General features: G+C 32.2%; 24 protein-coding genes and 1 pseudogene. 17 read left to right on the top strand and 8 right to left on the bottom strand.

The genetic code is table 11. The features are described from left to right. Positions 1-86: 86 nt before the first annotated feature. From GMJ66_RS06460 to GMJ66_RS06435, 6 genes are all read left to right on the top strand, one after another. Positions 87-449: an NIPSNAP family protein gene (locus GMJ66_RS06460; RefSeq protein ID WP_156289513.1), complete on the top strand. Its 363-nt coding sequence runs from the start codon at positions 87-89 to the stop codon at positions 447-449. Positions 450-639: 190 nt separating this feature from the next. Further along, the gene (locus GMJ66_RS06455; RefSeq protein ID WP_156289512.1) at positions 640-897 is read left to right on the top strand and encodes a hypothetical protein; all 258 of its coding nucleotides are present in this window, start codon (positions 640-642) and stop codon (positions 895-897) included. 115 nt (positions 898-1012) lie between these two features. Beyond that, entirely contained in the window at positions 1013-1438 is a 426-nt protein-coding gene (locus GMJ66_RS06450; protein WP_156289511.1) for a hypothetical protein, read from the top strand. Between the two features lie 189 nt (positions 1439-1627). Further along, entirely contained in the window at positions 1628-2113 is a 486-nt protein-coding gene (locus GMJ66_RS06445; RefSeq protein WP_156289510.1) for a hypothetical protein, read from the top strand. Positions 2114-2151: 38 nt separating this feature from the next. Then, on the top strand, positions 2152-2436 hold the full coding sequence (locus GMJ66_RS06440; RefSeq protein WP_156289509.1) for a hypothetical protein: 285 nt from the start codon (positions 2152-2154) through the stop codon (positions 2434-2436). Positions 2437-2654: 218 nt separating this feature from the next. Continuing rightward, positions 2655-2864, top strand: coding sequence for a hypothetical protein (locus GMJ66_RS06435; RefSeq protein ID WP_156289508.1), 210 nt, complete (start codon positions 2655-2657; stop codon positions 2862-2864). 299 nt (positions 2865-3163) lie between these two features. On the opposite strand, the gene GMJ66_RS06430 is transcribed toward GMJ66_RS06435, so the two are convergent. The 6 genes from GMJ66_RS06430 to GMJ66_RS06405 all read right to left on the bottom strand — a co-directional run bounded on the left by GMJ66_RS06430 (position 3164) and on the right by GMJ66_RS06405 (position 6847). Continuing rightward, positions 3164-4210, bottom strand: coding sequence for a hypothetical protein (locus GMJ66_RS06430; RefSeq protein ID WP_156289507.1), 1047 nt, complete (start codon positions 4208-4210; stop codon positions 3164-3166). Between the two features lie 73 nt (positions 4211-4283). Further along, positions 4284-4748, bottom strand: a complete 465-nt coding sequence (locus GMJ66_RS06425; RefSeq protein ID WP_156289506.1) for a hypothetical protein — start codon at positions 4746-4748, stop codon at positions 4284-4286. Between the two features lie 86 nt (positions 4749-4834). Beyond that, entirely contained in the window at positions 4835-5752 is a 918-nt protein-coding gene (locus tag GMJ66_RS06420; RefSeq protein ID WP_156289505.1) for a nuclease-related domain-containing protein, read from the bottom strand. 53 nt (positions 5753-5805) lie between these two features. Next, positions 5806-6174: a hypothetical protein gene (locus GMJ66_RS06415; protein ID WP_156289504.1), complete on the bottom strand. Its 369-nt coding sequence runs from the start codon at positions 6172-6174 to the stop codon at positions 5806-5808. Positions 6175-6194: 20 nt separating this feature from the next. Continuing rightward, positions 6195-6593: a hypothetical protein gene (locus GMJ66_RS06410; RefSeq protein ID WP_156289503.1), complete on the bottom strand. Its 399-nt coding sequence runs from the start codon at positions 6591-6593 to the stop codon at positions 6195-6197. Next, positions 6590-6847, bottom strand: a complete 258-nt coding sequence (locus GMJ66_RS06405; RefSeq protein ID WP_156289502.1) for a hypothetical protein — start codon at positions 6845-6847, stop codon at positions 6590-6592. Before GMJ66_RS06405 ends, GMJ66_RS06410 begins: the two co-directional genes overlap by 4 nt. A gap of 759 nt (positions 6848-7606) precedes the next feature. Between GMJ66_RS06405 and GMJ66_RS06400 the strand changes: the two genes are divergently transcribed. Beyond that, on the top strand, positions 7607-8662 hold the full coding sequence (locus GMJ66_RS06400) for a hypothetical protein (protein WP_156289501.1): 1056 nt from the start codon (positions 7607-7609) through the stop codon (positions 8660-8662). Between the two features lie 408 nt (positions 8663-9070). Then, on the top strand, positions 9071-12301 hold the full coding sequence (locus GMJ66_RS06395) for a PIN domain-containing protein (RefSeq protein ID WP_156289500.1): 3231 nt from the start codon (positions 9071-9073) through the stop codon (positions 12299-12301). Positions 12302-13227: 926 nt separating this feature from the next. On the opposite strand, the gene GMJ66_RS06390 is transcribed toward GMJ66_RS06395, so the two are convergent. Continuing rightward, positions 13228-13656, bottom strand: a complete 429-nt coding sequence (locus tag GMJ66_RS06390) for a DUF2383 domain-containing protein (protein ID WP_156289499.1) — start codon at positions 13654-13656, stop codon at positions 13228-13230. 428 nt (positions 13657-14084) lie between these two features. Between GMJ66_RS06390 and GMJ66_RS06385 the strand changes: the two genes are divergently transcribed. Next, positions 14085-15068: a ketoacyl-ACP synthase III gene (locus GMJ66_RS06385; protein ID WP_156289498.1), complete on the top strand. Its 984-nt coding sequence runs from the start codon at positions 14085-14087 to the stop codon at positions 15066-15068. Positions 15069-15270: 202 nt separating this feature from the next. Then, a complete protein-coding gene (locus GMJ66_RS06380) occupies positions 15271-15867 on the top strand; it encodes a DJ-1/PfpI family protein (RefSeq protein ID WP_156289497.1) in 597 nt (198 codons plus the stop codon). Positions 15868-15937: 70 nt separating this feature from the next. Here GMJ66_RS06380 and GMJ66_RS06375 read toward each other — a convergent pair whose 3' ends face one another. Further along, on the bottom strand, positions 15938-16777 hold the full coding sequence (locus GMJ66_RS06375) for a tyrosine-type recombinase/integrase (RefSeq protein ID WP_156289496.1): 840 nt from the start codon (positions 16775-16777) through the stop codon (positions 15938-15940). A 439-nt stretch (positions 16778-17216) separates the two neighbouring features. Between GMJ66_RS06375 and GMJ66_RS06370 the strand changes: the two genes are divergently transcribed. The 7 genes and pseudogenes from GMJ66_RS06370 (at position 17217) to GMJ66_RS06340 (ending at position 22688) form a co-directional block, all read left to right on the top strand. Beyond that, complete coding sequence (locus GMJ66_RS06370; protein ID WP_156289495.1) at positions 17217-17426, top strand: hypothetical protein; 210 nt, start codon at positions 17217-17219, stop codon at positions 17424-17426. A 297-nt stretch (positions 17427-17723) separates the two neighbouring features. After that, positions 17724-17873 (top strand): hypothetical protein, encoded by a 150-nt coding sequence (locus tag GMJ66_RS06365; protein ID WP_156289494.1) that lies wholly within the window; start codon positions 17724-17726, stop codon positions 17871-17873. Positions 17874-17982: 109 nt separating this feature from the next. Beyond that, on the top strand, positions 17983-18654 hold the full coding sequence (locus GMJ66_RS06360; RefSeq protein WP_156289493.1) for a hypothetical protein: 672 nt from the start codon (positions 17983-17985) through the stop codon (positions 18652-18654). Continuing rightward, positions 18651-18917: an outer membrane protein assembly factor BamD gene (locus GMJ66_RS06355; protein ID WP_156289492.1), complete on the top strand. Its 267-nt coding sequence runs from the start codon at positions 18651-18653 to the stop codon at positions 18915-18917. Before GMJ66_RS06360 ends, GMJ66_RS06355 begins: the two co-directional genes overlap by 4 nt. Before the next feature lie 551 nt (positions 18918-19468). Further along, positions 19469-19936, top strand: a complete 468-nt coding sequence (locus GMJ66_RS06350) for a VanZ family protein (RefSeq protein WP_156289491.1) — start codon at positions 19469-19471, stop codon at positions 19934-19936. A gap of 223 nt (positions 19937-20159) precedes the next feature. After that, positions 20160-21398: pseudogene (locus tag GMJ66_RS06345) on the top strand (DEAD/DEAH box helicase family protein); the annotation flags it as partial. 51 nt (positions 21399-21449) lie between these two features. Then, complete coding sequence (locus GMJ66_RS06340) at positions 21450-22688, top strand: IS256 family transposase (RefSeq protein ID WP_231514838.1); 1239 nt, start codon at positions 21450-21452, stop codon at positions 22686-22688. Positions 22689-22789: the final 101 nt, after the last annotated feature.

Raw genomic sequence — 22789 nt, 5'->3', positions numbered from 1 at the left:
ATGCTAAAGGGCAGGTTTATGTAAGAAGGGTAATTTCAACCATTACCAATATCATAATAAAGACTTAAAGGGAAAGAGTGGAAACAATGATTTATCGTAGAAAAATGTACAAAGTTGCCCCAAGTATTATAGATGATTTTAACGAGCATTTTAATAAAACACTTCTACCAACCCAGCTTAAATATGGTGCAAGATTAGTTGGTAGGTGGATGACTAAAGAGAACAACGGTGTTATAGAGATTTTTGCGATATGGGAATATAATAGCTATAAAGATTATGAAATTATTGAAAATAAAGTTAAAAGTGACGAAGAACACGTTAAGCGTGTGCAGAAATGGTACCAAAAAATGGGCGGAAGAGAAAAATTGAGAGAAGTATTTTTTAATATTGAACAAGATTTTATAAAAACAACTGTTCCGTTAGATAAAACTACCTTGTCAAAAGACTAATTATCCTTGTTACATTAAAGGGTGCTATTCTTTAAGAAAGGAATATCTTTCTTTATTATAATTACTGCCACATTTGCTCAACAAAGGTTAATGTTTTCGTACTGCATAGACGGTAAACCAAGGCAATTAAATTTGGACATAAAACTGAAAGAGGTTAAAATATATTATTATCAAGAAAAGAGGGATCTGGATGAAAGTGAAAAAGTCTGAAGATGGTGCAAGAGTTATGATAGGAGAACATAAAATAGATGGGATTATTAGAGAGTATACTTGTAAGAATTGTGAATCCAAAATTGTGTTCTTTGAGATATATGATTCAGAATTCTGCCCTCAATGTAATGAATGGACGGAAAGCACATGTAATGATCCAGACTGTTTTCATTGTGTTAATCGACCTAAAAAGCCACTTGATAATATAGAATTAACTAAACTCTTTCCATTACCATAATAATTACAGTGAAAATACATATTTATAGAGGATCCTCCCTATGACGAGGGAATGAATTCTCCGCAGAGGATAACTATATACCATTAGGGATATACAATTAAAAGAGGAGTTTGAAATGAAGCCACTAAAATTTGAGGATGTTGCCAAAAGTATGGAGCTGGAAGTAAGTGCAGCAAGAATTTCTTTAGCAATACCACCACTAGGGGAAAATGTTGTTCAGCACAGAGCAGTTTGTATCGGTGGGATGCTTATAAAACGTTTGATCGAGAATGGAACACTAAAGAATGTAACAAAGAGTAATTGGGGAGAAATCCAAAAAAGTTACACTACTTCAAGTAATAAAATTATATGCTTAGTGCGATTTAATGGGATTACTGATACATTTCCTCTTGAGATCCCAGTGAAGGCGTTGAGTGGACACAAAGATGCTATAATTCAAAGGTTAAGGAAAACCGAGCGGGAATTACCTGCTCGGCTGGAAACTTGGTGTAATGAAACTCAAAACGACACGGTTCTATATGGAAGTCATGAAATGAAATAAAAACAGCAAGTTATTTAAATTGATAACATTTAACGAAAGTCACCCCACAAACATTTGTCGGGTGATTTTTTTGTTTTTTATTTTTGTAAGTTATAATAGAGAGGAGTTAAAGAGGTTTCTAAAATAAAAGTGATGATCAATGAGTATGAAGTATGTTAAAACAATGTAGGATATACGAGGGGGATTTCAATGGATTATGAAAAGCTATTTCGATTGTATAAAGGATTTTTAAAAGCTGAGAACGATTATTCGAGGGATGTTTTAAAAGATCTGTTTACAGAATTAATAAGCAATAAAGGAGAATATGATAGTAAAATTCCTATTGAAATACAAAACCTTTATATAGAGATCCTACAATTATATGGTGAAATTCATAAACATGAACCAGATATAGAAAAAAGCGAATTAGAAGAGCAGATTCATCTCAAAATTCAGGAGTTTAATAAATTGGCTGAGCAAATAAAGGATAAAGATAATATAGATGCGATTCAAGGTATTGTTGAAGAAATAATAACAAATAAGCAACCAAAGTATTCACTTGAGGATGTTGAACTCCTAATCCAAGAGTGTTTAGATTATTTGAAATTCGCAGATACAGATGAGGAGATCGAAAAAAGAGCAGATCAATATTACACTCTAAGAGAATATAAAAAGAAACATTTCGGTGGGGAGTAATATTGTGAAAGATTTTGATTAGGACGGAGGTGAATTATATGCACTTTTATGACTTCTTCCAAAAGTTCTATAAACTATATAACATTTATGGTGATGTAGGGAATGGAAGTAAAGAATTGGTTGAAGAGCAAATGGATGCACTTATAAAAAATACAAAGATTGATTATACAGATGTTCCAAAAGATGTAATAGATTCTAGCATAAAATTGCTAGATTATCATAGAGAGATTCAGGAAAAGAAAGACATAGCAGTTTTATTAAGCCTTGAACCTTTAATAAAGAAAGAAACTAAGAAAATTGAGCAGATATTAAAGATACATTGATGTTGTAAGAGAATGTACTATGTTTATCTTATTTTTGAAAGACCGAGTTATATATATCCTATTTAGAGCGTGGAATAGATAGAGTTATAAAGTAACTAAAATCTATACAAGTATTTACCACATCTTTTCAACTATGGGAGGAGTTTACAATAGAGTTATATAAATATAAAAAAATATTAATTGATTTGTATATATCCTACCTAGAAGCTGATACCCCTTTGTTAAAGGAGAAAAGAGAAGAACAATTAAAAGACCTAATAAAATATGGGCGGAATCACGAATTTATTGATAGTTACAGTAACCAAGAACACCGTGAGCTAGACACGTTATTTGCATTTTATCAAAGGATTAAAAAGGCTGAAACTTCTATTGATAGAGAAATTATTAAAGAGGAAGTAAGAGACTATTTAAGTAAAAGAAAGGGTTAAAACTTAAAGGAATCTATCAGAACTTTAATTAATCGTAAACTGCATATCATAGTATGGTATAAAAGTAAGTAAATCCTGTTAGAAGTTGCAACTTCTAACAGGATTTTCCCCAAACCGTACATTTTCATGTACTAAACCAAATTAAACCACTTTTAAAAAGGGACAAAGTGCAGAGTTTAAAACTCAAGCATCTCCTCTTAGTTAGACTATAAATCCATATGTAGCGTATGTCAACAAACCAAAGAGTGATAAATGATGAGGAAAAATATAAGCTCCTATAAATTTGTAGGAGCAACTAATTAACGACGCTTTTTATTAAATGATACAACTTTTCCTTTTGATTGATTGATTACTTTTTGTTGATGAACCATCTTATCTTCTTTCCAACGACCAATAGAATTATATATATCTTCTTCCATTCCATCTGCCCATTCGGGTATTTCATTACTAGGGAATGGATAGGGTGCTAATGCTGGACACTCAATAAATGCAGCAGGAGATATATTCATTTGCGTTTGGTATTCACGAAACTTTTCTTGTCTATCCTTTGTTTCGTGTTTCCAAGCTAATAAGATAGTTTGACCTTTTTTTCGATCAGGATATACGTCCCGCCATGTAATCTTCGGTTCTTCTTCCTGAAAGTAATCATCCATATCCTCTTTTATATCTCTGAAACTACCAATATGAAAAGAAGCGTAAAGTAAATTACCTAACCAAGTAAATACAAAAGCAATAAAAGGGATAGCGAATTTTTCCCAGCCGGTAAACCATAGGTTAGGAGATTTCACTTGCCACATGATAATGAAAAATCCCATTACCAACGCCACACAAAAGATAGTTGGTACAATTATGGATAAACCTGCTACTTGAATCCAGTTAGGTTTTTTCTCAGGTGAATCATTTGAAAAGCTACCATTAACAAAAACGCGATTTCTAAACATACTTACTACTTGTTTATAGTGTTCATCATAAACTATAGATTTGAGTTCATTTGATAGCGCCCCCCTAGGAGATATTAAATTAAAGTAAATATATGGAGATATGTATGGAGTCTTTCTCCATCTTTTATATTCCATGTTTAATCTCCTCATTCGAACTTGTTCCGCATGGAGATGGTAGTTACCAACTGCTCCCATAAGGAAGACAGTTAGAAAGAATACAATTGCCCAATCGCCATATTTATTTACATGAACCCACGATTCTGATAGTAATTCTTTATATTTATCGTAAGGAACTGCGTTATCAGGTCCAAACCATTGAATAAAACCGAGGATTGGAAAGGCCATAATAAAAACTATAAATATACCTATCCCTAAACGCATGATTAAATCTCTTATCCATTTCATTTCGTTCACCCCACTTTTATATAAAAAAAGAAATGATAATTGCATGTTTAAATTTGTTCATATAAATTGTTGATTAATATTCATGTATTTTAGTAAGTTCTACTCCCGCATTATTTGCTTCTTCTCTTGCTTTTTCTATTCCTATCTCATAAATGAGTTGTTGTTGACCTTGCAGTGTATAAATTAGTTCAACACCAAAAGCTGCATGTCCCTTTAATGTAACAGATTCATTTGCTGGAATTGCTCTTTCTATCCCTCGGTTTGTATGTACAAATAAAGGTATCTCATCATTATCTTTAGGAAGTTTAGATAAATCAATCTGAAAGTCGTTTGGTATTTCCTCGTCTGCGGAAAAGTAATTATAGGCATCAGGCAATACATTCATGTATCGAACAAAATCACCTTTCCTTTTGCAGGTTGGAGCATACTGATCTGATATAGGGTCTCTTACTTCACTGTTTATACGACAAATAGAGCGGTTTGGATCAAAGTTAGAACAAAGTGTACATGTTAGAATTAATCTTCGCTTTCTATTCATAAGCTTTTACACAATAGTCCCTTTTGTGGACTTAGGGACAATTGCGTAGTACCTCCTTTCAAATCATTATAATAGATTTATGATTTTTAATACTTCATATAAGCGTTACTAGACTTGCATTTTGATTCAATAAGTGAAGCTATTCTGTTAATTTTTTCTTTAGTTAATTGTCGATTTGGTGTATGTCCTTTTATGGTATTTACTAATACCCCCACTTTAATTATTTTAAAAAAGGGATCTGAACCTATAAGCACACATTCTGGATTTGTAAAGCATATAATACCGACTACACTAGTGTTTATTCCATTTCCCTTTAATAGTTCTTTTAGTACATAGTCATGCCTGTGCATTTGTGAACGTGGATCTTCATGTACTTTCCCACCAATTCTTCTCATTCCTTGGTCTGAGAATTCTACACGACCATAATAGTTCTTCGTTTCAATATGAAAAACTCCTGTAGGTCCAACAACTAGATGGTCAAATTCTTGTGTTTCTCCTCCACCCCTTAAATAGATTCCGTTAAATATTTTATACTCGTTACGGATGAACCTTAAATGATAGGCAGTTTCTTGTTCTCCTAACAGGCCGCTATTTAGAGATTGAGTATTCTTTTTACCTACATACAAATCTTTTTGATGAATTTCTGAGTGTCCATTCGGATAAGAGTAGGATAAATCATTTTCCTCTACTGGTATTGTGGATGGTAATGGCGTACCTGTACTATGATCATCAAAAAGGAAATTAAGCCAAGCAAGCAGCCATCTCCCTAGCACTACTGCTGTTATAATTACTACTATTTTAAACTCAGGTTGTTCAGGACTTAGCCATGTATATAAGAGGTATCCCCATACTCCCGCAGAAAACACTTGATAAGGCCTATATAAACATGCTGAAAGGACTAATGTTAGTATTGCAACCAATAAACCAATAAAAAAGGAATCTTCTCTAGTCCCTAATATGAAACCAAAAACAATTGCATCAATAGTACAAACTATATAGAACATGGTATTACCTCTTTCAATTATTTGTGTGAAACATTCAATGACCCATAGGGACTTTACTCATCTACTGGAACGTCCACGTAACTTTGTGAATGTATACCACCTAAAAAGCTTTTGTGCTTAAACAAATTCTTTACTTCATCTTTAGTTAAGCCTAGATCAACTCTACCCTGTTCTTTAGCAAATACATGTAAACTATCTCCAACAGCTCCATGATAAAAGTTAGAAGAATTCTTGGAACGTTTTCTTAGAGGTATGTTACTACTCAATCCCGCCTTACACATTTGGTGCATTTCAGCAATCAAGACGGCTGTCTCGCTATTACTTGTTCGAATCCATTGAATATCATCTTTTATATCCTCTATAGAAGTATCTAATATTAATTCAAGGATCTTAGGGTATTTGCTGAAATCTATTTTAGACATATATTTCACCCCAATTCTTACTATCTAGTTATTTTTTCAAAGACCTCTCGGTAATCATGTTGATGTAGTCGTCTGAACACCTTTGGGTCAATGCCATTATCATTCAATAGAGTTTTATTTAGAAAAACTCTGTTGAATTCTTCGTAAAGTATTTTTGGATTTTCTTGGAGTAACTCAAATAGTAGATTTTTCTGTTTTGTTGCCCAACATACATAACGATATCCTTTAAATAAGTAGATTGTTAGAAACAAGCATATAATGCCAGATACTAATTTCATCCTAAGTGCAAACGTAGGTAAATCTATTTGGATGAAAAGATATGTATAATAAATAGTCCATATTAATGCGATAGCCAGGCTTGGTGTTATAAGCCATAGCCACATTTTAGAAGGTGGATAAAATGGTGTTGAATTACTCATAATTCGACTCCTTTAATTGTTTTCAATTCTTCCTCTGTTAATTGAAGTCTAAGATTTGCCAACTCAAAAGCATCATCATTAGCATGATGATGAATGTACTCTTCAATTGTTTTTAATTCTTTTCTTGCTTGTCGTTTTTGTTTTATAGTTCCGTAGTTAATCATTCCTAGAATTAATATGTATTTCTCCATTAATACGGCCAACTCTAGGGTGTTAAATCCTTGGATAATAGGAGTAGATTCTAAATTTGCCAAGATATTGTCCCCCCTTTTATTTTTAAGTGTTCTTATATTATATCGGTATTTGTATTGGAAATAAAAGTTTCAATAGGTAAAATTACACACAAATATAATATGAATTGTAGCCAAAGAATAAGGAATTTGAAAATATGGAATGATAGATCGAATTTGGTTTAAATAAACCAAATTGAATATCCCTATGTGGTTTCTTAAAGTGAAATTCCGAATTTGTTGACTGACTAGTTAAGGGCGAGTTTTCTGTGAAACGGTATATATCACATTCAATACAACTATGTCTTCTTAATCTTTTCTTTTCATAAGTTCTTTTTCATTTCTACAGTGTTTCTTATATTGTATCGGTATCCGTTTAAGGAAGAAAATTTTCGATAGGTAAAATTTTATTAATCTATACTGAGTGAATGAAATATTTATTTGTTTAAATAAAACCATTTTGGTGTTATCCCTAGACAACCCACTTATTTCTTTTTATACTAGTTTTATAAAATTTAATTTTTTTATATTAGCAGCGGACACGAGTCGGCTAGCGTTTAATCGAATTGACTATGAAATAGACCTTAGGTTACAAAGTTAGATTATAATCTACCATGCCAATGTTTGGAAAAATATATTAAAGTTCATTTTCTGTAATGAACTGTTTTAAAAATGGGCTAAAAAGCCAAGTGAGAATAAAGACTTTGATTTATGTCTTTTTATTTTCACTTGGCTTTTTTTATATAAGAGGAGTTAAAAATTATACAGGAGGTTATGATAGTTATGAGAAAAGATGAATTGAAAGATAGTGTTTATTTTGCATGGTATCTCGCTATGATGAAACATGAGATATTATTGGGGTGGGGAGATAAATCAAAAGCAGTGCACTTTGATCAAATTGTGATGAATTTTGGAAGTGGTGGATCCTTACAAGATTTTATTCGAGGTTTAAAGCAACATGGGTATTTTTATTATAATGAATACTGGATGGTATGGGCGGAAGAAATTAAGGACCTTCTATCAATTTATATCCGTATGCCTAAAGATTTTTTATTTGTTAGTTTACAATATGGTTTAAACGAATCATATTCCTATGAATTCTATCGTTTAATGAATAGAATTGGGCCGGATGAATTTGTTGATGTTCTCGGAATAGATCATAAAAAATTTGAAGAATATAAACGAAAAAATCGTGAGTTTCCAAAGCCAATCCAGCATTTAGGTAACAACCCATTATGGACCGTAGGACAGGCAGAGGAATTTCGAAGAGTCCTTCAGTTAGATAGAATATATGATTTAAAAAAAGTTGAAAAGTATATTACTAGGGAGGTAGAAAGTAAGAAAAATGGGTACAGTTCCGATGGGTGTGACAATTTAAATGAAGATTTTGTTTATGATGATATCATGATTAATAGTAAGATAAATTGGTCCTACCGGCAAAATTTAAGATTTGCACATTATTTGATTAAGCGAAGTAATGTGAATTCAGAGACCCCAATTCCAGATATATATCAATTTCTAGCAGAAGCTCATATAACAAAAGGAGAGTGGGGAAAGGCAAAAAGAAACCTTGAGAAAGCAAAGCTTGATTATGAATTAGAAAATAAAGAGGATTTAAAGGGCTATTTTCTTTATACTGATACATTAATTGACCTAGCATACGTTTACTGTAAACTGCAAATAAATACCACAACATGTAAAGACCTACTTAAAAAGGTAGTGGATTATATTCATCATGAGGATTTTAATTTTGCTATGGAGGCAGTTCATAGTTTAGATAAAGGGACAGATAGTTTTATAAGATGGTTTGAAAGTGAAAAATGTGGAACTTTCATGTAGATTCTAAAGAATGAAAACTTAATTAAGAATTCCTATAGGAAGGAAAAACCATCCCAATAGAGTACACTCTATTGGGATGGTTTTTGTTTTCGATTTTCTTGTCTTCATAGTGTCCCATTTACTTGTACCAAATAGAGAGACTAGATAAAAAGGCATGGATTTAAGTAAGTAATGGTTCATGCAATGCTTCTTAATCAGATTTTGGGACAAAAAATATTCAAGGTAAGGTCCAGAGTATTTAACGACAGAGGTAGTTTATATATTACAAATTTTAAAAATCTCGCTCATGATAAGTTTTTCTGTTACATAAATCAGTATATCCATTCCCTTTTTTATAGTTGACGTAGTCATGCTGTGATAAGATAGATTTGTAATGTATTTGTAAAAGATTGGTGGATTAAAAATTATATGGATTTGTCAAAAATAGGGTCATTGTTATTTTCTTTTGTTTTACCAAGGATAAAGAATAGTAAAATCATCCGTGATTTTAAAGACAAATGGATGCGGGATAATTATGCACTTAAAACAAAGCTTATGTTTGAAGCTGGTATAGCAGATGCTAAAGCATCTTTAGATCTACCGGATGAATTAATAGATGAATTACTGAACGACAAGCAAATTAGGGAAGAAATATTTTTATGGATTATCGAAGGAAAGAAACTGGATGATTTTAATCGAGAATCATTGTTTTTAGAGCCTTATTACGAGAGATATCCAACATATCAAGACCAACTAATTCCATTTTTTCAACTTATATTAGCAAATATCGACGAATATAAAGAGAAAGAATGGGACCCGGAATTTCTAGAAATCTTAAATAAACTAGAAATGATGCAAGAGGAATTTCGTTCGGATTTAAATCAAATCAGTAGCCAAAACAATCAAATAATACAAAATCAAGGTGAAATTACAACATTAATTTCTAACGCTCTATTACCTGTTGGTTATGAAGATCTTAAAGAATTAAATTCCAATGACCACGTAATCACTGCCAGGGAAAAAGCAACTGAAAGACTAAAATATGCTAAAACACAGGAAGAAATATTACAACTACAGTTAGTTATTGCTAATAGCTATATGGCTTCAGGATTAACGAGTGAGGCTATTCCACACTTATATACATCTATTTCTAATTGCAATGATGAATATACAAAAAACAGATTATTGTCTATAGTAAAAATGAACGAAGAAAATTACGAAGAAGCATTAATGGTGATAGAGAAGAATTTATTATCAGAAGGTTACAAAAGCCAAAATGTAGAAATACTTGTAACGATTAAATTTAATCAACAAAAGTATGAAGAGTGCCTATCTATATTACAAGAACATGGTGAGGGCGCAGAAACCATTAAAATTCAAATATACATTGCATTGAACATGTTTGAGGATGCTTTATCTCTTTGTACAGAATTGCTCTCTAAGAATCCGGACTCTAATGACTTACTCTTATTTAAAGCTGATGCAATGGTTCATCGGATGGAATCAACCTTACAAAATGACGATGTAGTGGATTTAAATAGATTGAGCTCAATTGTTATACCAATATTAGATAAGGTACAAAATAAAACCGAAAACATAAGGCAGTTAATAAAAGTAAATGAGTTAAAAGCTGCGGTTTACTTTCGAGAAAAACAGTTTGGAATAGCTGCTGAACACTATAAATTCATTGTGCAAAAAAGTAATGATGTGTTTAATCGTAATAACAACATTTATGTAACTAATTTAATTTTTTGTTATTACATCAACGAAGATTGGCAAAAAGCAATTGAACAATTAGAAGATAAGATTTCAGAACAATCTAACATTGATTTTATTACATTTTTGGTTAGGATATATTTAGAAAAAGGTGATCCTGAAAATGCTTATTATACTCTAGAAAAATACGAAAGTAATTATATTTCAGAAAATGAAAATATAATAATTGAATTTTGCTTATTAAAGTTAGAGACACTGTATGTACTAAGGAAATATAATGAACTTCATCAGTTTATTGAAGAAGTCGAAGAGAAACAAAGTAGTAAATTAATTATGAATACAATCAAAGGATATTATTCTGCATTAACACATGATTGGGAAAATGCTATAAAACATCTAGAACCGTTATTAGAAAAGGCAGAGGGAGAACTTTTAATTGAGATAAAATTAAAGCTCCTAAATTCGTATTCAAAAAGAGGAAAAATAACCGATTTAAATTCAATTGTAAAAATTGTACCAACCATTCCATATTGGAAAAACCATGAACAGATGGTTAATTATTACGTAATGTCACATTATCGCTTGGAAAATTATGACTTAATTCTTGATATATACTATAATTCATTAACCAATCCAAGTATTATGGTGAAAGAAGTCGTAGCAGCAATTTATTTTAACAATTATTGGTACGAGCTATCAAAAGAAATTTATGAAAAACTATATCATGAAACCCAGGACATAAATTATTTGTTAATGGCAGCAAGCAGTGATTTTAACCTTGGAAACAAGAAGAAGTACTATCAAGCATTGAAGATTGCCGAAAAACAAATATTAGACAACGAAACGGTGAATGACCTTCAATTGTTGTCTTCTGCTTATCTAGATGCAAGAGAGTATGATATGGCATTAAAATACGCTTATGCAGCTTATAAACTAGGAGAAAAAAATCCAGATGTTTGGAAATATTATGCTTCCGTTTTTCTGCACATAAATAAATTTGTTAAAGATCCAAAAAAGGAATTTATAGAAGATTTTCAAAAGGTGTTAACTGAATTCGATAAATATTTTCCAGATGAAGAACCATTTATGCAAAGGAAACAAATAATTGAGAATGACCAATTGCATAGTGATATAGTAAACATGTTAGAAGAAGATCGAAAGACACAATCAGAAATAATAAAAACATTTAAAAAAAATCGCTTGCACGGCTCATTTCTGGCTATGGTTTTAGGCAAAGGGAACCACTTAACTTGGAGTTTTATTGCTAATGACAAATCTCTTTATTTTTGGGTTAATCAACAAGGAAGCATCCTTGAAGAATCACAAGGTATTAAAAAAGTGATAAAAGCGAAAAATATACTGCTTGATATCTTTTCATTGTTTACGTTAAATGAGTTGAACTTACTAAATAATCTTGCTGGTGAATTTCATATTTATTTTGATCAAAAGAGTTATTTGGATTTGTGTAAAGAACACACAGATTTATTGCTTACTGGGGATGAAGGAATTAAAACAATTTCATACCTAGACGGAAGGATTTATTCACATGAGGCAACGCCTAAGGAAGTCCAAAAGGATATTGAAACACTAGAAAAAATAATTCATTGGATTGACCAAAACTGTAAAAAGGTTGGTAGGGCAGTATTTGATGATAACAAATCAAAAGAAAAGAAATTTATTAAAAATATTGAAAATCCAACTTTAATATGCCAACAAGGTTTAGCATCATTAATGATTGATAATTTTTTATTTGATATATATGCAGCTGAACACAATGTAGAAACATTTAACGTAATGGATTTTGTGCGTTATTTATTCATTGAAGGAAAGATAACAAAAAATCAGTATTATGAATACACTTCAGAATTAATAATCATGGGTTATAGCTACATTCGTACTGAACCTAGTTTGTATATCTACTTGTTAAACAAAAATAATTGTTAGGTCAACGAAAAAGTAGAGCGTCTTTTTAACCATCTTAAACGAGATGATTTGAATCTAGCACATATCTTGTCAAATGTAAAAGGTGTATTAATTTGGCTTGGTATAAATACTAGAGATGAAATAGACCAGGTTATCCATATGCTATGTGACATTATTTTATGTCATCAAGACAAAATTAAGGGTGGATTAGATAAGTTTACTACTGATTGTGAAAAAATAACATCTGAAAAAATTGTATCGAGAATGAAAGAAATACTGTCACTAAGAAATTGAGGGATTTTATAAAACATAATAACTTGCTAAATTAAATATTTGGAGGGAGTGTAAAATCTTACAGTTCTATATCTTCTTCGCTAAAGATAGATATTTCAACTTGATGTTCTAATAAAATTATACTTAAACTCATTAACTACGAGTAGGCATGCATATTTATCTCTCAACTTTTGATAGATAGCTTTTCATAACGACCCTGTACAAACGTTATGCTTTTCTAAACCATAAAATAATACTCCAAACAAAGGTATATAACATATTTTCATATTAAATATGTTATATACCTTTTTCACTAACGCGTCTGATTGCAAATGCTATGCTAATTATAATGTTTGTGATTAATATTGTGGGAAAGATTGTCAGATACCACTAATGGACAAGTGTATATGAGAGACCTGCAACTTTTTAGACTATTTATTTTATTCAGTGTCATAACTTAAGAGTTGTGCCACTAGTAGTTCGAATGTAATTTGAATGTGTAATGTGAAGTGATACACTTAAACTAACGGGCAGTTTAGTTGAATTACTAATAAATGAACAGAATTTGAAGAAGTTAATCGCTACTTTTTTCTGACAGGATTACTAAATTTAGAGATGAAGAAGAGGAAGGTACAAGGAGGGACCATCAAAATGCTTTGATGGTCTATTCAAGTTTAATGGAGTAATTGCCTTAACTTTTCAGCATTTCTTCGGTTCGTGTTAAGAACTTCTTCAACAATTTGTTGGCTTGTTGCGTCTAAATCTCCTTTAACAATTTCCTCTGAATATTGTACTCCATATTTATCTAATCCTTCTAACGCATCCTCTATGATTTTCATTGTGTCATGAGGCAGCATCACTTTATGCATATAGCTCTGCATTGAACCTGAAATCCCTTCGCTATCGACTGGGGTTCCTTCGAGGTTCTGAATACGCTCAGCTATTTTGGAGGCATTCTGCTTTAACTCCTGTTGAATAGTTTGAAAGTTCTCCCTCAACTCAGTATTATCTAGCTCTGATATATAATGCTCAAATCCACGTACTCCCATATAAGTTCCTCTCAGTAAAGTGTTCAATTCCTCAATAACAATATCATTTGTCATATTAAACACATCCTTTTCCCTATTTTTGCTGTTTACGGCTATGATTAGTAGGATACCCCAATTTGTATATTTCCTTACGCTGTGTTTATGATGTATTCCCCCTTTATAATCAAAGGTTATGTTCAGAGTCCTTATTAAACTAAAGGGTGCAAGAGTTAAACAAGGCGATCACCAAAATGATCGTCTTTTTAATCGAACTCCCTGTTCTTGTGGTAATATTAACTATAGAGTTATTGAACTAATGGGGCAGTTTGTTTAATAAGAATAAAAACACTTCTTGCAATTAAAGACTATCCTGATGTAAAAACATACTTAATTAAAAAAATCGAATTATTTTAAATTTTTTTGCTTTGAAATTAGTACTAGGTTATAATAGTAAGTGATAAAATATAAAATAGAATAATTTAATTAATATGAGGTGATTGTTTATGTCTAACTCAAAAGCACGAATTACGGCAATAGGCTCTTATGTTCCCAAAAAAAGACTAACAAATTTGCAGTTAGAAAAAATGGTTGAAACGAATGACGAATGGATTGTTCAACGTACTGGTATTAAAGAAAGAAGGATAGCAAATGAAGATGAGTTTACAAGTGATATCAGTTATAAGGCTGTAAGAAATTTAATGGAGCGTTTTGATAAAACTGTTGAAGATGTTGATATGATTATTGTTTGCACATTGACTCCTGATTTTAAAACTCCAAGTGTAGCTTCTATTGTTCAAGCAAAGTTAGGTATAAGGAATTCTGGTGCAATTGATTTAAATGCAGCTTGTGCTGGTTTCACTTATGGCTTGCATATTGCCAATGGACTGATAACTTCTGGTTTAAATAAGAAAATTTTAGTTATTGGAGCAGAAACACTATCTAAAATTACGGATTATGAGGACAGAACGACTTGCATATTGTTTGGTGATGGAGGAGGCGCTGTTCTTGTAGAATTTGATGATGAAAACCCAAGTTTTTATTCTTCATATATAGGTTCGGAAGGAGAAAAAGGAAAAAATTTATACTGTTCAAATCTTTCAAATCATATGTTTGAAGAGAAGTTAGTCGGTAGTGGTAAAATTGTTCAAAATGGGCGTGAGGTTTATAAATGGGCTGTTTCAACTGTTCCAAAAGGGATGAAAAGTGTAATGGCAAATGCTTCGATTTCATTAAATGATATTGATTGGTTTGTCCCTCATAGTGCCAATATGAGGATGATTGAGTCTATATGTGAAAAAAGTGAATTTCCTATCGAAAAAACACTATATAGCCTTGTGGATTATGGAAATACCTCGTCTGCGACAATTCCATTGTCATTAGATAAAGGACTTTCCGAAAAAAAGCTAAAAAAAGGTGAAAAAGTTTTATTATATGGATTTGGCGGTGGCTTAGCCCACGCAGGTTTACTTATTAAATGGGCACTTTAAGTGATATTAAGGTGGGTTTTGTGGTTTGGACTATGATTTCCTTATCGATATATTCCATTTATATATCCAGATATCAAAGCTATTTTAACCGTTGTTTCTGGTATATTATCAGTTCGTTCATTTGAGAAGAGTTAAATATTGTTTTTTTCTTATTGCACTGTAGGGGCAGTTTAGCTCAAGAAGGATTTAAAGGGGAATTCAAATGAATATTGACCAATGGAAAGTAGGAATTTTTCTATTTTATGATGTCGAAGTTTTAGACTTTGCTGGTCCATTTGAAGTTTTTTCAGTCACCGCATTAGAAAATGGCAACAAGCCATTTATTGTTAAAACTATATCAGAAAAAGGTAATCCAATAGTTGCTCGTAATGGGTTAAGAGTACAACCTGATTATAGCCTAGACAATATGCCACGATTTGATATTTTAATTATTCCTGGTGGATTAGGTGCGAGGGAACGAGAAATACATAACAATAATGTAATAACCTGGATAAGAAATGAAATGAGAAATGTCCAACTTATGACATCTGTATGTACTGGTGCTTTACTATTAGCAAAGGCGGGATTACTTAAAGGTAAAATGGCAACGACTCATTGGGCAAGTCTTGAAAGATTGGAAACAGAATTTCCAGAGGTTAAAGTACAACGGGAAGTTAAATTTGTTGATGAAGGAAACATAGTTACATCGGGTGGCATTTCAGCAGGCATTAATATGTCTTTTCATATCGTCAAACGTTTATTAGGTTCCGAAATAGCTAAAACAACGGCTAAAAGAATGGAATACGATATTATTATCTAATTTTTATTTAACAATAGGGTGCAATAATGGAAGGGGGCAACGTTGATCTTTAGACGTTGCTCTTTTCATTCTAAAAATATTTTCTGTAAAACTCTTGGCGGAGTCTTCCGCTTAATTGGGCATAGATTCGAGTTGTTTCACTTTTTTCGTGACCTAAAAGGCTTTGTATAACTTCAAGTGGAGCACCATTATTTAATAGATGCGTTGCATAGCTATGTCTTAATTGGTGAGGATGAATAGTTTTATTAATCCCTGCACGGTCGGAAATACGTTTAATAATGTATCTCATTTGAGCAATACTCATCCTATGTGGAGAACGTTCTGTAACAAATATAGCTGGGTCATTGTCATTCCTGCTGTTTAAGTATTTCTTCAACCAAATATCACAACTGATATTGAAATAAACCTCTCTTTCCTTATCTCCCTTCCCTCGAACAATTGCCGATTGACTACCCCAATTTATGCTATTACGGTCTAATGTTACAATTTCTCCTATACGACAACCCGTTGAAAACATAAATTCAAACAAGGCTTTCTCCAATGGTTTTAAACAAGCATCCCGTAAATATTCAATCTCTCTTTCTGTTAAAAATTTTGGAATACGTTTCCCAACTTTTGGTTCTTTTATTTTACTAGCAGGATTATTATCAATAATCCCTTCTTCGTGTGACCATCGAAATAAGGATCGTAAAAACCTAATTCGGTGGGATAAACTAGATGGTTTCAGGTCTTTACCTGATTCGGATAGATATTGCTTTAGTTGTTTCGTTGAAAATTTCTTCATATTTGTATTACCAAAGTAGTTAACTAATAACTTTGCTTGCAGCTCATATGCTCTTAAAGTTTGTGGGGAAAATCCCTCAATTCTTTTATCAGCCACAAAAGATTTTATCGCTTCCGACAATAACAAAATAATCACTCCCTATTTAGTTTTTTAAATAAGGATATCCACCTAACAGAAAATAATAATTTATTTTAAATTATTTAAATAAAAAAAGGAAATTAATGTTACCATTGAATAAGACAATTCAGTTAAATGGGCGGTTTCTTTCAATGACTAAAGTTTCATAATGTTAGGGGGGGAATTTATGTTTAAGGTTCTTTATACTTTTAAAGATATGTTTTTAACTTATTTTCTATGGGGAAAGGCTTTGTGTATGGGTTTGTAATGGTTGGATTTTTTATCATCATTTGTGGGGCTATAATTATTCCAGATAAAAAACGGTAATATTGGATATGCACATTTTATCAAAGGGTGGAATGGGAAATTTACAATTGACCATTCCGGACATGGGACTAATATAGTATCGTATGAAAAAATTAAAACAAATAAAGGACTGTACGGTATATTGGTTGGAAAAAATCCTGACTTAACAATTGGCCGTATTAAAGCAGATTTGTATTATGAAAATTTTAATTTTACAGCGGATGTATCCACCGATGAAATGTTTGTAAGGTATAAACATCTGCCTAATGATATAGAGAAACCTTTTCCTGCCGAACTAACTTATTTCTACAAGAATGATTCAGTGGTTGAGTTGAAGGAGTTATTAAATTAACGGGTACAATTGTTAAACAAGGCGATCACCAAAATGATCGTCTTTTTAATTGAACTATATGTTTGAATATTATGGTAATATTGTATAGAGTTATTGAACTAATGGGGCAGATGAGTTAAATAAATTCAGGAAGGAAAGAGTGAAACTTTTTACGGTTGAATTACGTTATGAATAGCAAGAATTTTTTATTATGTTATTCCGGCTTGAATATATGCCTTTTAGTGTTAAGGGGGGATTCAATATTAAGGTTTTTTTCTTTTATTAGTTGCTGTTGTTTGGACTATAATAGGCTATTATTTGTTTAGAAACAATTCAAATGTAGATGAAAGTGCGATTGAAACTGATGACAATTTTAATAGGACATTTTATGGAAGTCCAACACTTGGCGGATTTATTGTAGTTGGACTTATTATTTTGTTAATTGTATATAACTTATTATTCAATTAACGGGGCAAATTTAACAAGAAATTGCCGTTCAAACGCAGCTCTTTTCCTTTATTGTAGAAAAGGGGCAGAATAGTGGAAGAAGAAATGCAATAGGAAATGAGGTGGAAAAGTGAAAGGTAATAAAAAGGTGATTTTGGTTATTATCATTGTTGTTTTCTTTGTTGCGGCTACTTATTTCAAAGAACCTAATGAAAATAATGTTTCACCAGACAAAACGAATAATAATGAAACTAACTTAGATAACTATGAATTAGAAAGTGAAAACGAAAAGCTAAAAATGGAAATTGAACATTTAAAGGAATCTTTATTTCATGTTGAGAAATTTATATATGAATCGGAGTTAGCGAATGATTATCTACCCTTTTCAGGAACAGAAATTCTATATAAAAAAATTGAAGATACAAAGTACGTTATCCTTTACGGGAGTGAGGTGGATAATCAGATAAAAAATTACCTACTTGTTGCATCCGTGAATCCCAATTTTGAAGTTACCCTAACCATACCTTCTTTAGACCCAGCCAATGGAATTAATATGGATTATAAAGGTTATAACGAATACAACTATTTTGGTGGTATTATAACGGATAAAGAGATTAAAAATGTACAAGTATTACAAAATGCGAAGGTTCATAAAGCCAACATTTTTAAAGTAGAAGATGATATTTATGGATGGTACAGTATATTTGAAAACGATAGACCTGAAAAATTGAGAATCGAAGCTCTTGATGAAAACGGTTCAATTTTATGGCAAGAATCAATGGATATAGGGGGACAATTGTGAAGAAATCAATTCTAATTATGTTAACCTTTACATTGAGCATTATGTTAACAGGATGTAGTTACATTGAAAAACAAATTAAAGAACAGGAAGCAGAAGGTATTATTAAGGATTATTATCAAGCAATTATAGATGAAGATTATGAAAAAGCGTTTGAACAATTACACCTTTATGATTATGATGCTAAAACTGACGATAACGATGTGCTGAAATATACATTTTCAAAACTAAGTTTATCAAACGCTAATTTTGTTCTTGTTATATGAAAGTATTGTGTAATCACCATAACATTAATATATTAAATACCGTCTTTCTCTAATTATTTCTCAATATCAAAATTCATTTTCCCATCTCGATAATTTATAAAATGGGGGATCAATAATTTCCTATCATAAATATCTGCAACTTCAGTCCATTCAAATTTCTACCCATTCAGTTCTACTTGGAGCAATTCCTATTTTATTAAAACAGTAGATAATTAAAGGGAATTTTAATAGTTATTTTTAGGTAGTAAGGATGTCAAAAGCCAACATTATTGTTGGCTTATTATTACTTGGAACATTTAATTAACTTAACTTTTAAGTTTGACATTTTATCGTTACCAATATTCAGGGCATTACTTTTAATTTAACGGTGTTCGATTATAAAGAAGTTACACAGGTTAGTAATGGTGGTATTTAATTGGTAACGATATTTTGCCAACTGGCTCGTTTCTGAAAAAACTGGAAATTCCTTTTTATTATGCCTAACCATCTGGATAATGCAGTAATAATTAACATTGCTTGGACATATCCTCTTTTATTGAGGGGGGGCTAAGATGTTAGTTGGAAATTTAAAATTAAGATGGTTTGTTATCTTTTTATTTTTGGTGTACATCTCTATTGTGTTATTTGCAAACTTTGTAAGTGATAATACTACTTTTATACTAAGTAGACATATAGGAAATACGTACAAAGGAATTTCCCATAATATCGTACCTTTTACTACGATTAGTACATATCTAGTTAATTTCCATAGCTATAATTTTAATACTTGGTTTAATAATATTTTTGGTAATATTTTATTATTTATCCCAATGGGAATTTTCCTTCCAATCTTATCTGCTAAGCTAATGAGGTTATTTTCAACGATTGTTATAATATTGCTATTAAGTTGCACTATTGAAATAATGCAATACGCTACTCAATTAGGGGTATTTAATGTAGATGATATTATATTAAATACATTGGGTGGATTTTTAGGCTATATGATTTTAGTTTCATTTAAAAAAAGGTTATTCAACTAATTGGTGCTTTAGTTTAATAAGGAATTAAAAGCCGTTCTCAAAATATCGGCTTTTTTGTTAAAGTGAAAGTGTCATAACTCAGAGGTATTGACGCTGTTTTTAAAATAGTGGTTTCTAGAGTGGTCAATAGATGTCATAACTTAGTGTCATAAGTGTATCAGTAGAATTCGGGAGTAATACAAGATAGTGTTGAAATGAATGGAGCGACTTCTTTTTTGGAGTCGCCCGCCCCGATTTAAAATCTGAAGATGACCTATGGAATAACTTGCGTAAAAAAATCACACAAAACAACTTATCCGAAATTGGGGAAAATCCGATTACGGATAAAGAATTTGACACGATTAAAACAGAACTCTTATTAAAAACAAAAACCCCTTTTGATGCTGCAAGATGGCTCAAAGGGGAGAATGGAATTGCTCGTATTACGATTGAACGGGAAAATGTTTCTTTAGGTCCGATGTCGTTGGTACTGTATTAGAATCATGACATAGGCGGAGGAATCTCTACATACGAAGTCGTTCATCAGATTGCGAAACAAAAGGCAAACGATGATTATTGGGATCGTCGATTTGACGTAACACTATTAATCAATGGGTTACCAATTGTTCAAATAGAGTTAAAACAGGCTAGTGCAAAAGATGGTGTGTTCCAAGCGTTTAATCAAATTAAGAAATATGCAGAGGAAGGTATGTTTCGAGGGAATATTTTTTCCACACTACAATTATTTGTTGTTTCCAATGAACAAACGACGCGCTATTTTGCGAATGCGATGCCAAAAGATATGCATAGAAAATTTCTATTTAGTTGGCGAACGACGGATAATCAAAGAGTAGAAAATCTCTATGAATTTGTGAAACAGGTTTTAAATATTCCAGATGCACATCGATTAATTGCCCATTATACGATTGTTAGTGAGGATCAAGACAACAAGACTCTTATGGTTTTACACCCATACCAAGTTCATGCAATAGAAGCTTTATTTAAATCTGCAATGAAACATAAATCTGGATTTGTTTGGCATGCGACTGGTTCAGGAAAAACATTAACAAGTTTTGTTTCTACCAAGTTATTAGCTCGTAAAGCCGGTGTAGACCGTACCATTATGCTGATTGATCGTAAAGACTTGGATAACCAAACGACTTCTGAATTCACTAAATTTGCTTCTGAATTTAATACTGGCATTTCTTCTGGTAATGCGAGTTCTAACAGCTTGATTGTCGGAACTGGCAGTGCGAAAGAACTAAGTAGTACGTTACTATCTGACGCTAATTCAAATACAGTAATTATCACCACTCGTCAAAAGCTAGAATCAGCTTTACGTCATGCACAAAAGGTCGAAGAGAAAAAAGGTATGCAACGCTTTAAGAAATTACTAGGACAACACATCGTTTTTATCGTGGATGAATGTCATCGGGCATTAAGTGCTGAAGGAATGGAAAGTATGAAAGAATTCTTTCGCAGTTTAGTTTTTTTATTGTTAGAATAAAAATATAACGATTGGGAGGTTGTTCTATTGGCTAAAACAAAGCGAGATCAAAAATCAGCTGAATTAGCGAACCAAATACTAGAAAACTACCAACCAGAGACTGTAGAAGACATGCAGAACGCACTAAAAGATATATTTGGCCCGATGTTTGAATCCATGTTGAAGGGTGAAATGAATCATCATTTGGGCTATGAATCGAACGATAAAGAGGAAAAAGAGACAAAAAACAGACGGAATGGTTATGGGAAGAAAACCATCAAAACGAGTTCGGGCGAAGTGGATATCAAGGTTCCACGGGATCGCGACGGTTCCTATAATCCTGAACTGATACCAAAAAGGAAAAAGGATGTCTCTGCGATTGAGAATAAAGTGATCTCCATGTATGCACGCGGGATGTCTCAACGGGATATTTCTTCTACAATTGAGGACATTTATGGCTTTTCAGTTTCCCATGAAATGGTTTCAGATATTACCGACCAAGTCCTTCCTGAGCTAGAAGAATGGCAGTCTCGTCCATTAAGTAACTGTTACGCATTTGTATTTGTGGACTGTATGTATACCACCATTCGCAACCAATATGAAACAAAGAAATATGCCGTCTATACAATCTTGGGATACACCATAGAAGGCAATAAAGAAATCCTCGGTTTATGGTTAAATGAAACGGAAAGTAAGCACAAGTGGATGCAGATTTTTGATGAAATCAAGGCCAGAGGTGTGGAAGATATTTTCTTTATATCGATGGATGGTGTGAGTGGTTTGGAGGAAGGAGCACGTGCTATTTTTCCTGACGTCATCGTCCAAAGATGTATCGTTCATTTAATCCGTAACTCCATCAAATACGTCCCAAGTAAGGATTATAAAGCCTTCACCAAAGCCTTAAAGAAAGTATATGGGGCACCGAGTCTGAAAGCTTGTCAGAGCGCATTTGAATCGTTCCAGCAACAATGGGCAGCCTATCCAGGAGCCATTGATGTATGGACGAGGAATTTTAGTCATGTCGAGCAACTCTATGATTACGGAAGTGCTATCCGTAAAGTTATGTACACCACAAATGCGGTTGAGAGCATCCACTCCAGCTTTAGAAAGGTAACTAAAAAAGGAGCATTCCCCAACGAGAACGCTCTTTTGAAAGTATTATTTTTACGTGTGAGAGAACTCGAAACAAAGTGGAGAGGTGGCCACATCCAAAACTGGTCAATGGTTATGAACCAACTTCTTCTCCATGAGAATCTAAAAGATAGGGTTTTAAAATACTTAGAGTAAGTTTTTTAACTTACACACTTTATTTGACAAACCCATTCACTATCATTGTCTAACTCGTCTAAATCGGAAAAATCTATATCCTCAATAGCTGAGTTTACAGT

Origin of the sequence: Oceanobacillus salinisoli, from assembly GCF_009733865.1 — a bacterium.
GTDB classification, from domain to species: domain Bacteria; phylum Bacillota; class Bacilli; order Bacillales; family Amphibacillaceae; genus Oceanobacillus; species Oceanobacillus salinisoli.
This window is presented reverse-complemented; position numbering and strand designations above follow the sequence as displayed.

Excerpts from the sequence above, each read along its gene's own strand:
- GMJ66_RS06455 (WP_156289512.1), top strand. The coding sequence starts at position 640 with ATGAAAGTGAAAAAGTCTGAAGATGGTGCAAGAGTTATGATAGGAGAA.
- GMJ66_RS06385 (WP_156289498.1), top strand. The coding sequence starts at position 14,085 with ATGTCTAACTCAAAAGCACGAATTACGGCAATAGGCTCTTATGTTCCC.
- GMJ66_RS06420 (WP_156289505.1), bottom strand. The coding sequence starts at position 5,752 with ATGTTCTATATAGTTTGTACTATTGATGCAATTGTTTTTGGTTTCATA.
- GMJ66_RS06380 (WP_156289497.1), top strand. The coding sequence starts at position 15,271 with ATGAATATTGACCAATGGAAAGTAGGAATTTTTCTATTTTATGATGTC.
- GMJ66_RS06390 (WP_156289499.1), bottom strand. The coding sequence starts at position 13,656 with ATGACAAATGATATTGTTATTGAGGAATTGAACACTTTACTGAGAGGA.
- GMJ66_RS06445 (WP_156289510.1), top strand. The coding sequence starts at position 1,628 with ATGGATTATGAAAAGCTATTTCGATTGTATAAAGGATTTTTAAAAGCT.
- GMJ66_RS06440 (WP_156289509.1), top strand. The coding sequence starts at position 2,152 with ATGCACTTTTATGACTTCTTCCAAAAGTTCTATAAACTATATAACATT.
- GMJ66_RS06395 (WP_156289500.1), top strand. The coding sequence starts at position 9,071 with ATGGATTTGTCAAAAATAGGGTCATTGTTATTTTCTTTTGTTTTACCA.
- GMJ66_RS06450 (WP_156289511.1), top strand. The coding sequence starts at position 1,013 with ATGAAGCCACTAAAATTTGAGGATGTTGCCAAAAGTATGGAGCTGGAA.
- GMJ66_RS06415 (WP_156289504.1), bottom strand. The coding sequence starts at position 6,174 with ATGTCTAAAATAGATTTCAGCAAATACCCTAAGATCCTTGAATTAATA.
- GMJ66_RS06425 (WP_156289506.1), bottom strand. The coding sequence starts at position 4,748 with ATGAATAGAAAGCGAAGATTAATTCTAACATGTACACTTTGTTCTAAC.
- GMJ66_RS06410 (WP_156289503.1), bottom strand. The coding sequence starts at position 6,593 with ATGAGTAATTCAACACCATTTTATCCACCTTCTAAAATGTGGCTATGG.
- GMJ66_RS06400 (WP_156289501.1), top strand. The coding sequence starts at position 7,607 with ATGAGAAAAGATGAATTGAAAGATAGTGTTTATTTTGCATGGTATCTC.
- GMJ66_RS06430 (WP_156289507.1), bottom strand. The coding sequence starts at position 4,210 with ATGAAATGGATAAGAGATTTAATCATGCGTTTAGGGATAGGTATATTT.
- GMJ66_RS06350 (WP_156289491.1), top strand. The coding sequence starts at position 19,469 with ATGTTAGTTGGAAATTTAAAATTAAGATGGTTTGTTATCTTTTTATTT.
- GMJ66_RS06460 (WP_156289513.1), top strand. The coding sequence starts at position 87 with ATGATTTATCGTAGAAAAATGTACAAAGTTGCCCCAAGTATTATAGAT.